Source organism: uncultured Lamprocystis sp. (genome assembly GCF_903933125.1).
Taxonomy (GTDB): Bacteria; Pseudomonadota; Gammaproteobacteria; order Chromatiales; family Chromatiaceae; genus Thiodictyon.
In genome coordinates this window covers 1-14,481 of sequence record NZ_CAIZIZ010000286.1, presented here as the reverse complement: position 1 = coordinate 14,481, position 14,481 = coordinate 1, and the positions used below count along the sequence as shown (strand labels likewise).

Here is a 14,481-nt window from a genome sequence, read left to right as displayed (position 1 = left end):
TGAGCTTGCGAACCCCAACGATTGGTGGCCGGGGATGTTGGGGTTCGTTCCTCACCCCAACCTACACCGGCCGGGCTCCACAGGTCCGTAGGACCGTAGGTTGGGGTGAGCTTGCGAACCCCAACGATTGGTGGCCGGGGATGTTGGGGTTCGTTCCTCACCCCAACCTACACCGGCCGGGCTCCACAGGTCCGTAGGTCCGTAGGTTGGGGTGACGAAGGAACCCCAACCCTCGGTGGCCGGGAATGTTGGGGTTCGTTCCTCACCCCAACCTGCTCTGGCTTCCACGCTCCAGAGTGGAAGCAAACCGTGACGCTCTGGCGTCGCGTCGCCAGATCGGGTGTTGTAGCGGCCGAGACGGCATTCCCGCGCAGGGCCTCGAAACGAGATGCGAGTGAACGAGTGATGTGAATGGTCAATCCCACGCAGGCAACAAGCAGATGATCAACCGAACCCTGAAGATGCTGGCCGCGTGCTGCGCCGTCGTCGCGTCATGCCCCGCCGCGGCGGATACCGCGAACCCCCTCACCGGCTTCTACTACGGCACCGCCAACATCGCCCAACCGGCCAGCATCGGGACCGTCGATCTGGCCTTCTACCTGGATGTGACGGGCACCGCCATCCAGAAGGCGACGAGCTTTGTCGACCTGGACAAGACGCTGCTCTTCCCCGCGGTTCCTCCGACGATCCCGGCGGTCAACGGCAAAGCGGTGGGGCCGCGGGTGTCGGGCTATCTGAGCCAAACCGACTTCACCTTGACGTCCCATGATCCCTTCCAGACCCAGGTGAGTGGCAAGACGGTGACCCGCAGGCTGTCCCTGGGCACGGCGACGGTGCGCGACGGCGGGGCCTCCCTGTCCGGAACCTACACCGAGACGGTCACCGGCCTGACCGCGAACACGCTGACCATCACCGGGCCTTTCCTGCTGGTCAAACCGATGCCGGTGACGACGGCGAGCGGGGCGGACCGCAACAGCGACGGTTGCCTGGACTTGAACGAGATCCGCGCCGGGGGCAGCGACCCGACAGCCATCGAGTTCAGCGATCTCAGTGCCGCGCTCAACCTGTTCCACGGGTCCAATCCGAACCTGCGGGTTGGCGACCCACCAGGGCCGAACTGCACCAACGCGGAGCAGCGCCTGCAAGAGGCCCTGCGCGCATACCAGGCGGGGCAACCCTAGCGGCCGGGACGCGCGTGCGACCCCCATCGAGTGCGTTAGATCGGACTGAAGGCCCAAGGCGACAACGAGGCAAGTATCATGAACGGCAAGCGGATCAAACAGCTTCTCCTCGGGGGTCTCTGGCTCTTGGGTGCGACCTGCGCCACCCAGGCCCGGGCGGTGGGCGAGGCCCTGTCGCTCACGGTGAGCCCGGCCTTGGCCAATGGCGTGACGACGGCGGTGGTCAAGATCCGCAACCCCGCGGACGTGCAGGCCTTCAGCCTGGAACTAAGCTTCGCCAGCGGGCGAACCTTGGCCTTGCCGGCCAACGCCGCGCCGCCCCTGCCGCCGACCCCTTGGTTCACCCGCGGCGGCTACTTCCCTGCCACGCCATTTGGACCGCTCGTCCCCGCCGCCGACTTGAACCGCGTCGATGACAGCGGTGCCCGAACCCGGGTCTATCTGGATGGCTTCAAGCCCAGGGCCGGCTCCGGCGCCGTGGGCGGGGTGACCTTCAAGGTTGCCGCGGGAGCCGTAGCTGCCGATTCCCAGGTGATCGCCCTCTCCGGCAAGTATTGGTCCCGCGCCCAGCAACGCGAGGTCACCTTTCTTCCCGTCACGGCCGAATTCACCGTGGGCGCCGCTCAGGACCCTGACGGCGATGGCGTCGCCGGCAGCGCGGACAACTGCCCTGCGATCAAGAACCCCGACCAGACCGATTCCGACGGCGATGGCCTGGGCGATCGCTGCGACGGCCCACCGCCGGTGGATACCGACAACGATGGCATCCCCGATGCGACCGACGTGGACGACGACAATGACGGTGTACTCGACACCACGGACAACTGCCCGCTGGTCGCCAACCCCGACCAGGCCGATACCGACCACGACCGGATCGGCAACGCCTGCGACAACGAGGACTTCTGCTGGCAGTGTTTGCCAAGCCGTGGTGGGTGGCGGGCCATCCTGCGCTGAGGGAACCTGGGTTTGCCCAGCCGGCCAAGCCGCGGGTGATGGAGCCGTCCGAGACCTGCCGTGTCATGGCCAGTCGAGAGAACCCCACGACAGATCAGACACCTATTGATTATGAAGATGATTATGAAGAGCCGTTCTCACCGATGCGCCAAGGGCGGGGCGCGTGACTCCGCCGCCGGCGTTCGTGTTTGTCCACTATACTAACGCATCCAGGACAAGCCATCGTATCGAACCATGTTGACCGACCGACTTCCCCGCGATGCCGCGACGCGCCTGACGCACTGCGTCCACGAGGCCCAGGCCCGCCTGGGTTCCCAACCGGAGGCCGCGGCACTGTTCGCCCGCGCCACCACGGCCTTCATGCGGGAACTGCTCGGCATGTCCGAGGCGCTGGGCGCGGCCGGTCGGGATCTGGACCTGCTCGCCCAGGACGACCAGACCTTGCTGGCCGAACTCATGATGCGGGCGTTGCGCACCGACCCGCTGGCGTCCAAGGAGACCCGGCTGCGCCTGCGTGGGCAATTGGCCTTGCACCAACTGCTGGAGCGTGCGGGGGGCGTCTACACCGCCACCGAGGTCGCGGCGCTGCTTGGCATCACGCCGGACGCGGTGCGCAAGCGCGCCGCCCGGGGCAAATTGCTGGTGTTGCCGCAGGGCGAGCACGGGGTCTATCCAGCCTTTCAGTTCGATGCCGACGCCAACCGCACCGTCGCCGGGCTCGACGCCGTGCTGGCGCTGCTAGAAACCGCAAGCGCACCGGCCAAGGTCCGTTTCTTCCTGACTCCGGATCGGGACCTGGACGCGGTGACGGGAGCGACCCCGATCGCCGCTCTGCGTGCCGGCGACCCGGCGTTCGGCGCCCTGGTGGCGCGCAAAGCGCGCCAGTTCGGTATCCAGGTGGCGCGATGAGCCAGCCGGTGGCGGCAACCGCGGACCCCGCGGTCGCGGCCCCGGTCTGCGCGCCGTCTGGGGTGCGATGAACGTTGGCCCGCCGCCCGTTGACGGTCATGGGAAGCTGAAGTCGCGCCGCCTGGCGGCCGGCACCGTCTGGTACCGCATCGGCCATCGCCGTTATGGGACGGCCCTCCACTTCTCCACCGGTGCCGCTGCCCGCTGGAACGATCCGCTCGACAGTTACGGCGTGCTCTACCTCGCCGACGCCCCCGCGACCGCCTTCGCCGAGACCTTCGGCCACGACGTGTCGGAACAATATCCGCCGGCCACGGATAAATTTGTGACCGTGACTGAGTTGACCGAGCGCCATCTCTATCGCATCAAGACCGGCGCGGCGCTCCACCTGGGCCTGTTGCAGGGGGCCGGGCTGGCGGCGCTCAATCTGGATGTCAGGCTCTTGGCGACCGTCGATTATGCGCTCCCCCAGCGCTGGTCGCGCTGGGTCTATGATGCGCCGGCCGCGCTCGACGGCATCCTCTACCCCTCCCGATTGCTGCCGGACCGCGAAAACACCGCGCTCTTTGATCGCTGCCGGGACCGCCTGGAGGAGGAGGACCTTGGCACCTTGGCGCAGTGGCGGTGCAGCGCGACCGGCCAAGACATCCTGGACATCCTCGACGCGCAGGGTTGGGGCCTCGTTTGAGCGAATGCCGATGTATCCCATCCACAACCACCCCGCCCGGCCATCGTGCGGCCGCGATGCGGTGCCGCGGTATAATCCGACGTTCGCTATCCCGCGAGACCCCGTCGCGGCCGGAGGCCGCTCCCACGGGCAACCGCTACCTGCCTACCAGGAGACAAGAAGTTGCTTGAGGCACTGACCCTGATTCTGTCCTGCCAACTCGCCGGGGAGGTCCTGGTGTTGGTCTCCGGGCTCCCCGTACCGGGGCCCGTGCTTGGGATGTTGCTGCTGCTCGCCTGGCTGGTGCTGCGCGGCGGCGTCTCCGAGCGTGTCGCGCAGACCGCGGACACCCTGCTCGGCCACCTCTCGCTGTTGTTCGTTCCGGCCGGGGTCGGGGTCCTGGTTCACTGGGAACGGGTGCGCGACCAATGGCCGGCCATCGCCGCCGCCCTGGTCCTCGGCACACTCATCACGCTCGCGGTGACCGCGGTCACCATGGCGGGTATGCAGCGCTTGCTGGCCTGGCGCCGCGGCGGCAGCCATGACTGACGCCCCCTTGACCCAGATTTGGGTCTATCTGGCAGCCTCGCCGCTGCTGTGGTTGACCGCCACCCTGGTCTGCTACCTGATCGCGCTCAAAATCTACCGGCTGGGCCGGGAGAACGCCCTGCTCAACCCGGTCGCCATTGCCGTCGGCCTGCTGATTGCCCTGCTCCAACTCACCGGGACGCCTTACCAGACCTATTTCGACGGCGCCCAGTTCGTGCACTTTTTGCTCGGACCCGCGACCGTGGCACTCGCCATCCCGCTCTATCGCCAGCGCGAGCGGCTCAAGACCCTGGCCCTGCCGATCCTGGCGGCCCTGCTGGCCGGGGTGACCACCGCCGCGTTGAGCGCGGTCGCCCTCGGCGCGCTCTTTGGCGCGGACACCAAGACCCTGATCTCGCTGGCCCCCAAGTCGGTCACGGCGCCGGTCGCCATGGGCATCAGTGAAAAGCTCGGCGGACTGCCATCACTCACGGCCGTGCTGGTGGTCAGCACCGGCATCGTCGGTGCCGTGCTCGGCACCGGGCTCCTGCGACTGTTGCGAATTCGCGATGACGCGGTCAAGGGGTTCGCCATGGGTCTGACCTCCCACGGCATCGGCACCGCCCGCGCGTTCCAAGTCAGCCCCGTCATGGGCGCCTTCTCCGGTCTGGCGATGGCGCTGTCGGCCTTTGTCACCGCGCTGTTACTGCCGCCGTTGCTGCGGTGGATCGGGTTGGTGGGTGACTGACGGCACGCACCGGCCGGATGGGCATCGCTATCGAGATTGTGAACGTATTCGCTCCGAACCCGAAAACATCGCAATGCCGTAGGTTGGGGTGAGGAACGAACCCCAACATTTCCGCGCCTTACGTTTGGCTGCTCGTTGGGCTTCGTTCCTCAGCCCAACCTACAAGGAATTCTTGCCCAAACTCGCTCTGCCCATCCTACCGCTATGGCACATTGACGGCCCGCAACGCGCTGCGAATGATCTCCTCGGAAGTCTTGGCGCCGTCGTCGGCAGCGCGGCCCATCCGGTTGGCATCCGCCGGCTTGTAGCCCAGGGCGATCAGGGCGCTCACGGCATCGGCCAACGCGCTCGGGGCGCCGCCCGGCACGGCAGCCGCGCCGCCGCCGGCCGCACCGGGCAGCGCGGCGGCAACCGCGAACCCGGCACCGATGCCGTCCAGTCGATCCCGCATTTCGACCACCAGCCGCTGCGCGGTCTTGGTGCCGATGCCGGGGATGCGGGTCAGGGCGGTGATGTCCTCCTGTTCGACGCACCGCACAAAGCGGTCCGCGTCCATGCCGGAGAGGATGGCCAAGCCGATCTTGGCCCCCACCCCCGACACCTTGAGCAGCGCCCGAAAGAGGTCGCGATCCCGTTCCCGCCCGAAGCCGTACAGGCAATGCGCATCCTCGCGCACCGCCAGATGCGTCACCAGGGTCACGGTCCCGCCCACCGGCGGCAGGTCGTAGAAGGTGGACATGGGGGCCTCCAGCTCGTAGCCGACCCCGTTCACATCCAGCAGCAGATGCGGCGGGCGCTTGCCGATGATTTCCCCTTTGAGCCTGCCGATCATCGTTGCCATCCTGTTCTGTTAATCATGATTGCCAATCTTTGAAATTTCGGGGCTCAGGGACCCATCAACTGATCTCTTGCGGTCGTTTCCAGACCCCCAAGTCTCAAGTAGTTATCAGCGTCAGTCCGAGAGGCGCTAGAATGGGCAGAGACCCAATCACGTTTGCCTGCGGATCCCCCCTTATGGCTCGGCTCGGCGACCAAACAGACGGCATTCTGCGTGAGTTGCTCGACGTGTTGCGCCGGGAGGCACGCGATTCTACCGACTCCGGCCGGGTGGTCCAGGATCTCCAGATCCATCAGATCGAATTGGAACTCCAGAACCGCGAACTGCGGGAGGCTCAGCAGGCACTGGAGGAATCCCGTGATCGCTACGCCGACCTCTACGACTTTGCCCCCGTGGCCTATGCGACCGTCAACCGCCTGGGCGAAATCATTCAGATGAACCTGACCGCCGCCCAGTTGTTGGGGGTGGAGCGGGCGCGGGGCGAGGGCGGGTTCCTGGGGACACGACTGAGTCCAGGGGACGGCCGCGCCGTGCTCAACAGCCTCGAACGGGTGTTGTCGACGGGTGAGGATGAGTCCATTGAGGTCAGTCTGGGACGCGCGCCGGCCAACCGGCGCGACCTGCGTCTGACGATCCGCCGCGATAATCCGCGTCTGACGGGGGCGCCCCCGCTCTCCTGCCGCGTGATCCTCTCCGACATCACCGATCAACTCCGCTCCGAGCGGGCCTTGCGCGATGCCAACCGGCACAAGGACGAATTCCTGGCGATGCTGGGGCATGAACTGCGCAATCCGCTCTCCCCCATTTGTCATGTGGCGGCTGTCCTGGCGCTGGCGCCCACGCCGGTCCAGGTCGCCTGGGCAGCCGAACTCCTGGGGCGGCAGGTCAAGCACCTCGTCCGGCTCGTAGACGACCTGCTCGATGTCGCCCAGATCAACCGGGGAACATTTGCGCTTCACCGGCACTGCTTCGATCTTCGCGAAGCGGTGGAACGGGCCATGGAGCAGGCGCTCCCGCTGTTTGAAGCCCATCGTCAGCACTTGAATTCCGCGCTCCCGCCGGTGCCCGTTCCAGTGGACGGTGACCCGGAGCGCCTGACCCAGGTGATCGTCAATCTGCTGGGCAATGCCGCCAAGTTCAGTGCGCCAAACGGCACCGTCTTCCTGAGCCTGGACACGGCGAACGGTGCGGCGCGGCTTCAGGTGCGCGACCACGGCAGCGGCATCGACGCATCCCTGCTGCCGCAGGTTTTTGCCGCTTTCCTCCAGGGTGAACAGTCATTGGACCGCCCCCGCGGCGGTCTGGGTTTGGGGCTCGCGCTCGTCAAAGGCCTGGTGGAGCTGCACGGCGGACAGGTGCAGGCGATCAGCCCCGGCCTCGGTGCCGGCAGTACCTTCACCGTCCAGTTGCCGCTCGCGCAAACCGTCGCGGCCATACCGGCGCCTGGCCCTGATCGGCGCATCAAACCGCACGTCATTCTGGTCGTTGACGACGATCGGGATGTGGCGACGGCCTGCGCCACACTGCTGCGTCGCCTGGATCAACAGGTGGAAACCGTGCATGACGGCCTGGCCGCGCTGGAGGTCGTCGAGCGACTTAAACCCGATCTGGTTCTGTTGGATATCGGGCTACCGGGCATGAACGGCTATGAGGTCGCGCGCCGGTTGCGCACCACCGAGACCGGGCGAGCCGCGCGACTGGTCGCACTCACCGGCTACGGTCAGGACGAGGATCGACAGCGTGCCTTGGCGGCCGGCTGCGACGCGTTTGTGTGTAAGCCAATGGATCTAACGACGCTGATCGGCGTGCTGGAGCGTTGACCGTTATAGCCTTGGGACGTGATAACCGGACGTAGGGGCGGGTTTCAAACCCGCCCCTACACGAAGGTCTGTCTGGATATCAGGTGCGAACGCTATCCTCTTCAAAACTTATTTTAAACCGCGCCAGCTCCAGCCATTGTCGGGTCTGCCCAGGCCGACCCCATCCAAAAACATTGCATACCGCGCCGGGCGCGGTTTAGTTAGGGCCGCCAATCCCGCCAGGACGCGGCCGCACGTTTACGCGCCGGGATGCCCATGGAGTGGGCGTGACACAGGGCGATGGCCAGCGCATCGGCCTCATCCTCCCCCGGCTCGTCCGGCAAGGCGAGCAGGATACGCACCATGTGCTGGACCTGCGCTTTCTCCGCGCCGCCGGTGCCGACCACCGCGAGCTTGACGGTCTTGGGGCTGTACTCATGGACGGTGACTCCGCCCTTCAACCCGGCGCACAGAACAGCCCCGCGCGCCTGGCCGATCTTGAGCGCTGCCGTCGGATCGCGGGCGAAAATCAGTTGCTCCACCGCCATCTCATGCGGGTGATGTAGGGCCACGATCTCAGCCACGCGATCGAAGATCAGCCCCAGACGGTCGGGCCAGGGGTGCTCACCGACCCGGATGCAGCCGCTGGCCACCCGCACGCTGCGCTGACCATCGGTGTCGATGACCGCGTACCCGGTGATGCGGGAACCGGGGTCGATCCCCAGGATGCGGTGGCGCAGGTTTCCCGCGGCGGGAATCGGCGGTGGCAGGCTTTGGGGGTTCACCGGACGCGCGCTTCAGTCATCGATCGCCGCCATGATCTCATCGGCGATATCGGCGTTATGGTAGACCGCCTGCACGTCGTCCAACTCCTCCAGCGCGTCGACCATCTTCAGCAGACGCACCGCGGTGTCCAGATCCAGTTCGGCACTGGTCGAGGCATTGAAGGTGACCTCGCCGACCTCGGTGTCGAGCCCGGCCTTAGTCAGTGCATCTTTGACCGCGCTGTATTCGTCCGGATCGGTGATGACGTCCAGTGAGGTGTCATCGTTGACCAGGACATCGAGTGCGCCGGCCTCCAGGGCCGCCTCCATCACCTGATCCTCGTCGGTGCCGGGCTGGAAGCTGATCACCCCCTGCTTGGTGAACAGATAGCCCACCGAGCCGTCGGTGCCCAGGTTACCGCCGTACTTGGTGAAGGCGTGGCGCACCTCGCCGGCGGTGCGGTTGCGGTTGTCGGTCATACAGTCGACCATGACCGCCACCCCGCCGGGGCCATAGCCCTCATAGCGCAGCTCCTCGTAGTCCTCGCCCTCGGTGCCGCCGGTGCCGCGTTTGATGGCGCGCTCCACCGTGTCGCGCGGCATGTTGGCCTGGAACGCCTTGTCCACGGCCAGACGCAGGCGCGGATTGAAGGCCGGGTCACCGCTGCCGCCGGCACGGGCCGCCACCGTGACCTCGCGGATCAGCTTGGTCCAGACCTTGCCGCGGGTCTTATCCTGGGCGGCCTTGCGGTGTTTGATATTGGCCCATTTGCTGTGACCGGCCATCGGTGTGATCTCCTGGAATGCTGACGCGACCGGTGCGCGGGGGCCGCAGTGGCCTCAAGGGTTGCGTCGCGCCGGTCGCGGATGGAAAAACCTTGTATTCTACCGGCAGCGCGTCACAGCGGTGTCGGGTTTGTGCAGATCGCGCGCATCCGGCAAATGGCCCACCATCGGCGCGCACCCGGCTCAAACCGCTTCGCGCAGGTGCATGTCCACATGGATATCACCGTACGGACAACAGACGGCCCCGCTCACCGTGCGCTCCACCAACCCCAAGTCCATCTTCTGGCTCCCACGCTCCAGCGTGGGAGCAAGTCCGGACGCTCCAGCGTCCGGTCGGCCGACGCGCCGCTGGAGCGGCCGAATGGCATTCCCACGCTGGAGCGTGGGAACGAAAATAGCAAATTCAGGTAGTCCCATAGTAACTTCCGCTGCGGCCGAGTTGCCGCTTTTGACGGCGAGTGTCATGATCAAACCGATTCGCGACATCTTCGACGGCCGGCGCGACGTACGCAAGGGCGGCAATTGCTGGCCAGTGGCGGGTGATTGCCCGCAATCTCAGGCCACGGTTACGATGAACCTCTGTCCGGCGTCGTCAGGCGCCCGGACTCGGAGCGCCGCATCCGCGTGCGACCCCGCGACCGGTGAACACCACCCAATCGGAGGCGTTCGATGTCCTCACCCGCGCCCGCGCAGCCCGCGGATCGTTTCACCTGGACCGACTACCGATCCTGGCCCGACGACGAGCGTTGGGAACTGATCGATGGGCTGGCATACGCCATGTCGGCCGCACCCTCGATCAAACACCAGGACGTCGTTGGTCGGTTGTTCAGCCGGATGGAACAGCAACTCCGGGGGCGACCTTGTCGACCCTTGGTCGCCCCCACCGATGTCAAGCTCTCGGAGTCCGACGTGGTCCAGCCGGACATCCTGGTGGTCTGCAACCCCTGCAAGATCACTCCGAGCCATATCGAAGGTGCCCCGGACCTGATCGTCGAGGTCCTCTCACCGGGAACCTCGGCGAAGGACCTGCGCGATAAGAAGGCACTCTACGAACGGGCCGGGGTGCGTGAGTATCTGGTCGTCGACCCGTTGGAGCAGTACGCCATACGGTTCCTCCTGGGCGCGGACGGATACGACAAGGGCGCCGTCTTCGCCGCCGATGAAACCCTTAGTCTGACCCTGTTGGAAGGGGTCGAGATCCCGCTATGGGAGGTGTTCGAGGTGCCGGGGCCGGCGGCGGTCGAACCCACCGACAGTTGAAGGCCGCTCGCAAGGTTCAACAGGGTCGCGCGATGCAACCCAAATTTGGAATTGCTGTTGCTGACCTGTGCCCCAGTCCTCGCCTTCGATATCTGGTATACTTAAAATGTAACGGTTTGCGGCGACCTCGGGACGTGAGCCACCAGTCGCAAGCCCGGACGGTAGAGACGCCCCTCTATCGCTCCCACCTCCAATACCGCAATTGCCGGTCGCTCAGTCGCTTGCTGTCAATGTAGCCATCGTCGCGGGTCGTAGCGTAGTTCGTTCTCCCCGCCCAGACCCCCTGCAGTTCCGGACCGCGCTCAAAAACGGCGACGCAGGCCAGTCGTCCGCCGCGACCAACTTCGAACCGGCTTAGGTAATGCAGTTTGTCCAGCCCACCATACCGTCCAGGCTCCAACCAGATTTCATCCGGCCACTTGATGTTGGCGGCGGTATAGAGCAGCCATTGAGCCCGCTCACCCTTCATGATCTTCCATTGTCCTTTAAGGTTCAGGAAAAGATTCCGGTCGATCTCCAGGCGATTGCCGATGACATCGGTGAACTCGACGCGCGCCTGCGTCTCTATACCAAACTCGCGCATGAAGCGGGCAAACAGCGCCATTTCGTCAAGCGACGGGGACAACTTTTCCAATCCCGACAGTTGCCGCGGCGTCGGCATTTGTCCATTAGCACTACGAAACCCGTCCCGGCTCCGCACATCAAGGCCTGCATAGCACGTCACACGCCGTCGCCGCTCAGGTCTCACCCTCGTCAAACACCCGCTCCGTCGTCCCCAAACCATAGGGCTTGCCATCAGCCCCGAGCAGCGCCGTGGGCACCAGCCAGACCGCGAGTTCCCGCCCGGCGCGGGTGCGGCGACGGGTGCGGTAGGGCTCCATCGGCTGACCGGCGCGCAGCACTTCCAACATCCGCTCATGCTCCGGCCAGGCGTCCGCGGGGATCAGCTCACGGATGTTGAGCGCCAGCGCCGCGGCCTCCGGATACCCATAGAACCGCTCCGCGGCCGGGTTCCAGGCCAGAATACCGCCGTCGAACCCTTGCGCGGTGATGGCGTCCGCCGCATCGCGCACCAGGGCCGCCAGCCGCCGCTCATCCGCCAGGGTCACGCGCAGGCGCCGCGCCTCCTTGATCTCGTCGATCTCCATGAAGGTGATCACCGCCCCGTCGATGCGGTGATCCAGCGTCTTGTAGGGCCGCAGCCGCACCGCGTACCAGTGACCGGCGTTGTCCTGCAACTCGAGTGACTCGACCTCCAGGCTGTTGATCACCCGCCGTACCAGTTCCTCCAGGCGCGGCACCTCGATGTTTGGTTTGATATTGCTGATCGGCCGGCCCAGGTCGGTGCCGATCAGGTTCAGCAGCCGTTCCGCCTGGGGGGTGAACTGGCGGATGCGCAACTCATTGTCCAGCATCAGGATCGGCAGATTGATACTGGCCAGCATGTTGTTGATGTCGTTGTTGGCGGCGGCCAGCTCGGCGTTACGGCTCTCCAGTTCCTCATTGACCGTGGCCAGTTCCTCGTTGGTGGACTGGAGTTCCTCCTTGGCGGTCTCCAGTTCCTCGTTGGTGCTCTGCAATTCCTCGTTGGCGGACTGGATCTCCTCGTTCATGGAGCGCAGTTCCTCGTTGGTTCCCTCCTGCTCGGCAATCGCCGACTGCATGTAATCGCGGGTGCTCGTCAGTTCATGCTCCAGGGTCGCAAGATAGTCGTCCCGCTCCGCATTGGCCGCGCCCTCGGCGACACCGGGTGCCGGCCGGGCCGGTTCAGGAGCGGCCGGTGCCACGGGTTCCTCGAACAGCACCAGAAAGCACGGCGTCCCGCCGGCCACCGCGTGCAACGGCAACACCTGGAGATCGACCTGCGCTTCGCTGCCGTTGCTGCGATAGCGGACCCCGGCCTTGCGGACCGGGACGCCGGAGTCACGCGCCTGCAGGAGCGCGGCACGCAACGCAACGAACAGCCCGCGGCGGACCATTTTGAGCAGGTTGAGACTCGCCGCCCCCGGTGCCGGTTCCAGGTAGCGCCCGGTCTGACCGCGAAAGTGCAGAATCTCCCAGTCGGCGGTGAGGATCACCCCGGCCGGGCTGAAACGGGCCAGGATCAACTCCTCGGCTTCCTGTTGCGGACTGCGGCCCGGCGTTCCCAACCGCGGCGGGGGCAGCTCCACCAGAGCGTCCTGGTAGGGGGTCCGCGGCTTGAAGTTGTAACCCTCGCGCGACGCCACGGACTTTTTGGTGTAGAGCTTGGCCGGCTGATCCACCAGGGCGAACAGATCGGCCTGAGTCCCGATGCTCTCGGAGGGTCCGAGCATCAGGTAACCCTCCGGCTCCAGGGCATAGTGGAACATTTGCAAGACCCGCTTCTGCAGCATCGGACCAAGATAAATCAATACATTGCGACAACACACCAGATCCAGTCGGGAGAACGGCGGATCTTTCACAACATTCTGCACGGCAAACACACAGCGATCGCGCAGGGCCTTGCTGACCTGCCAGCCGCCGGTGACCTTCAAAAAGAAGCGCCGCAACCGCTCCGGGGAGACCTCCGCCTGGATCCGTTCCGGATAGACGCCGCGACGCGCCACGCTGATCGCCTGTTCATCGATGTCGGTGGCAAAGATTTGGAACGTGCCAATCAGCCCCGCGTCGCACTCCCGCTCATCGGCGCTCTCGATCAGGGTCATGGCCAGCGAATACGCCTCCTCCCCGGTCGAGCAGCCGGCGACCCAGATACGCACCTGGGGCAGGCGCCCAGCCCCCCCCCCGCCGGTCGCCAGGGCCGCGCTCGCCGCGCACGCGTCGAAGATGCGCGGCAGCGCTATGTCGCGCAGCACTTCGAAGGTCTTCGGATCGCGAAAAAAGCCGGTGACGTTGATCAGCAGGTCATGAAAGAGCGCGTCCAGCTCCGCCGGTGTGTTCTGGAGGTAACGCACATAGTCGCCCAGTCGCTCCAGCTTGTGAACCAGCATCCGGCGGCGGATGCGCCGCCGGATGGTGGACTGCTTGTAGTACGCGAAATCATTGCCGGTACGCGCGCGCAGCAGCATAAAGACTTTGGCGAGCGCCTGAGAGGCATCCTCCCCGAGGTCGGGCTCCGGTATCGCGCGTTGACGCAACAGCGGATGGGCGGCAAGGCGCACCAACTCCCGCGCGATCTCCCGCGGCGGCAGTACCAGATCGGCGCAGCCGGCCGCCACCGCGCTCCCCGGCATGCCCCAGTAGGCGGCGCTCGCCTGATCCTGCGCGAAGGTGAGACCGCCGGACGCCTTGATGGCGGCAAGCCCGGCGGTGCCGTCCGACGCCGTCCCGGAGAGCACCACGCCGATCGCCTGGCTGCCGCGGTCCTGCGCCAGACTGCGCAGGAACTCATCCACCGGCAGGTGACGCCCGCGCTCGATCACCCGCTCCAGCACCTGCAGGCGCCCGTGTAGCATCCCCAGCGTCACGTTGGGCGGGATGGTGTAGACCCGATTCGGCGCCACGGCCAGGCCATCGGTGGCCTCCACCACCGGCATGCGGGTGGCGCGCCCGATCAGTTCAGCCAGCAGGCTCGGGTGCTGCGGGTCCAGGTGCTGAACCAGGACGAAGGCCATGCCGGTGTTCGACGGCAGCTCCTCGAACAGCAGCCGATAGGCCTCCAGACCGCCGGCGGAGGCGCCGATGCCGACCACCGGGTAGTTCACCGCGGGCGCGGCGCTGACCTCATCGACGAGAGCGGGCGCCGGGGTTTCAGGGGCCGCCTGGGGCGCCGCGTTCGGTGCCGACTCGTCCGTCTTTATTTTTTTAGGCATATACTGGCTCCTGGGCGTCCGGTATTGGGGAAAGCCTGACAGCTCAGGACTCCAGCGTATATAATACAGGGAGTCGCTCCTTGGCTGGTACAGGCAATGTCGGCAGTTCCAAATTTGGGTGGCCGCAGGCGGCAACGTGCCGGCGGCGAGGCTGATGGTGGATGCGCTGCGCTTATCCACCCTACAAAACTGACACAAAAAAACATCGGTCACTAGGGCGTTAGGAATCATCGTTCACCATGAGCCAACCGCC

13 protein-coding genes and 1 pseudogene are annotated in these 14,481 nt (G+C 65.8%); 8 read left to right on the top strand and 6 right to left on the bottom strand.

Features of this window, described 5'->3' with window-relative positions:
* The first annotated feature begins 440 nt into the window (after window positions 1–440).
* The 6 genes and pseudogenes from QZY03_RS13970 to QZY03_RS13940 all read left to right on the top strand — a co-directional run bounded on the left by QZY03_RS13970 (window position 441) and on the right by QZY03_RS13940 (window position 4,987).
* The gene (locus QZY03_RS13970) at window positions 441–1,181 is read left to right on the top strand and encodes a hypothetical protein (RefSeq protein WP_295582001.1); all 741 of its coding nucleotides are present in this window, start codon (window positions 441–443) and stop codon (window positions 1,179–1,181) included.
* A 627-nt stretch (window positions 1,182–1,808) separates the two neighbouring features.
* Window positions 1,809–2,135: pseudogene (locus tag QZY03_RS32095) on the top strand (thrombospondin type 3 repeat-containing protein); the annotation flags it as partial.
* Between the two features lie 234 nt (window positions 2,136–2,369).
* Window positions 2,370–3,044 (top strand): hypothetical protein, encoded by a 675-nt coding sequence (locus tag QZY03_RS13955; RefSeq protein WP_295581999.1) that lies wholly within the window; start codon window positions 2,370–2,372, stop codon window positions 3,042–3,044.
* A gap of 67 nt (window positions 3,045–3,111) precedes the next feature.
* Window positions 3,112–3,732 (top strand): RES family NAD+ phosphorylase, encoded by a 621-nt coding sequence (locus QZY03_RS13950; RefSeq protein ID WP_295581998.1) that lies wholly within the window; start codon window positions 3,112–3,114, stop codon window positions 3,730–3,732.
* Window positions 3,733–3,894: 162 nt separating this feature from the next.
* On the top strand, window positions 3,895–4,260 hold the full coding sequence (locus QZY03_RS13945) for a CidA/LrgA family protein (RefSeq protein ID WP_295581996.1): 366 nt from the start codon (window positions 3,895–3,897) through the stop codon (window positions 4,258–4,260).
* Window positions 4,253–4,987 (top strand): LrgB family protein, encoded by a 735-nt coding sequence (locus QZY03_RS13940; RefSeq protein WP_295581994.1) that lies wholly within the window; start codon window positions 4,253–4,255, stop codon window positions 4,985–4,987. Before QZY03_RS13945 ends, QZY03_RS13940 begins: the two co-directional genes overlap by 8 nt.
* A gap of 202 nt (window positions 4,988–5,189) precedes the next feature.
* On the opposite strand, the gene ruvA is transcribed toward QZY03_RS13940, so the two are convergent.
* Window positions 5,190–5,819, bottom strand: coding sequence for a Holliday junction branch migration protein RuvA (ruvA, locus tag QZY03_RS13935; protein WP_295581992.1), 630 nt, complete (start codon window positions 5,817–5,819; stop codon window positions 5,190–5,192).
* Window positions 5,820–6,001: 182 nt separating this feature from the next.
* Here ruvA and QZY03_RS13930 point away from each other — a divergent pair, with 182 nt between their 5' ends.
* Entirely contained in the window at window positions 6,002–7,645 is a 1,644-nt protein-coding gene (locus tag QZY03_RS13930; RefSeq protein ID WP_295581990.1) for a PAS domain-containing sensor histidine kinase, read from the top strand.
* Between the two features lie 200 nt (window positions 7,646–7,845).
* Here QZY03_RS13930 and ruvC read toward each other — a convergent pair whose 3' ends face one another.
* The 3 genes from ruvC to QZY03_RS13915 all read right to left on the bottom strand — a co-directional run bounded on the left by ruvC (window position 7,846) and on the right by QZY03_RS13915 (window position 9,591).
* Window positions 7,846–8,409 (bottom strand): crossover junction endodeoxyribonuclease RuvC, encoded by a 564-nt coding sequence (gene ruvC, locus QZY03_RS13925; RefSeq protein ID WP_295581988.1) that lies wholly within the window; start codon window positions 8,407–8,409, stop codon window positions 7,846–7,848.
* Between the two features lie 12 nt (window positions 8,410–8,421).
* Window positions 8,422–9,174 (bottom strand): YebC/PmpR family DNA-binding transcriptional regulator, encoded by a 753-nt coding sequence (locus QZY03_RS13920; RefSeq protein WP_295581987.1) that lies wholly within the window; start codon window positions 9,172–9,174, stop codon window positions 8,422–8,424.
* Window positions 9,175–9,357: 183 nt separating this feature from the next.
* Entirely contained in the window at window positions 9,358–9,591 is a 234-nt protein-coding gene (locus tag QZY03_RS13915) for a hypothetical protein (RefSeq protein WP_295581985.1), read from the bottom strand.
* A gap of 252 nt (window positions 9,592–9,843) precedes the next feature.
* Between QZY03_RS13915 and QZY03_RS13910 the strand changes: the two genes are divergently transcribed.
* Window positions 9,844–10,434 (top strand): Uma2 family endonuclease, encoded by a 591-nt coding sequence (locus QZY03_RS13910; protein ID WP_295581983.1) that lies wholly within the window; start codon window positions 9,844–9,846, stop codon window positions 10,432–10,434.
* Window positions 10,435–10,609: 175 nt separating this feature from the next.
* Here QZY03_RS13910 and QZY03_RS13905 read toward each other — a convergent pair whose 3' ends face one another.
* Together QZY03_RS13905 and QZY03_RS13900 are read right to left on the bottom strand one after the other, a co-directional pair.
* Complete coding sequence (locus QZY03_RS13905) at window positions 10,610–11,038, bottom strand: PBECR2 nuclease fold domain-containing protein (protein WP_295581982.1); 429 nt, start codon at window positions 11,036–11,038, stop codon at window positions 10,610–10,612.
* A gap of 133 nt (window positions 11,039–11,171) precedes the next feature.
* On the bottom strand, window positions 11,172–14,228 hold the full coding sequence (locus QZY03_RS13900; protein WP_295581980.1) for a chemotaxis protein CheB: 3,057 nt from the start codon (window positions 14,226–14,228) through the stop codon (window positions 11,172–11,174).
* Between the last annotated feature and the right edge of the window lie 253 nt (window positions 14,229–14,481).

What these genes read in the sequence shown, in the direction of transcription:
- QZY03_RS13970 (WP_295582001.1), top strand. Translation starts at nt 441, where the DNA reads ATGATCAACCGAACCCTGAAGATGCTGGCCGCGTGCTGCGCCGTCGTC.
- QZY03_RS13955 (WP_295581999.1), top strand. Translation starts at nt 2,370, where the DNA reads ATGTTGACCGACCGACTTCCCCGCGATGCCGCGACGCGCCTGACGCAC.
- QZY03_RS13950 (WP_295581998.1), top strand. Translation starts at nt 3,112, where the DNA reads ATGAACGTTGGCCCGCCGCCCGTTGACGGTCATGGGAAGCTGAAGTCG.
- QZY03_RS13940 (WP_295581994.1), top strand. Translation starts at nt 4,253, where the DNA reads ATGACTGACGCCCCCTTGACCCAGATTTGGGTCTATCTGGCAGCCTCG.
- ruvA (WP_295581992.1), bottom strand. Translation starts at nt 5,819, where the DNA reads ATGATCGGCAGGCTCAAAGGGGAAATCATCGGCAAGCGCCCGCCGCAT.
- QZY03_RS13930 (WP_295581990.1), top strand. Translation starts at nt 6,002, where the DNA reads ATGGCTCGGCTCGGCGACCAAACAGACGGCATTCTGCGTGAGTTGCTC.
- QZY03_RS13920 (WP_295581987.1), bottom strand. Translation starts at nt 9,174, where the DNA reads ATGGCCGGTCACAGCAAATGGGCCAATATCAAACACCGCAAGGCCGCC.
- QZY03_RS13915 (WP_295581985.1), bottom strand. Translation starts at nt 9,591, where the DNA reads ATGGGACTACCTGAATTTGCTATTTTCGTTCCCACGCTCCAGCGTGGG.
- QZY03_RS13910 (WP_295581983.1), top strand. Translation starts at nt 9,844, where the DNA reads ATGTCCTCACCCGCGCCCGCGCAGCCCGCGGATCGTTTCACCTGGACC.
- QZY03_RS13905 (WP_295581982.1), bottom strand. Translation starts at nt 11,038, where the DNA reads ATGGCGCTGTTTGCCCGCTTCATGCGCGAGTTTGGTATAGAGACGCAG.
- QZY03_RS13900 (WP_295581980.1), bottom strand. Translation starts at nt 14,228, where the DNA reads ATGCCTAAAAAAATAAAGACGGACGAGTCGGCACCGAACGCGGCGCCC.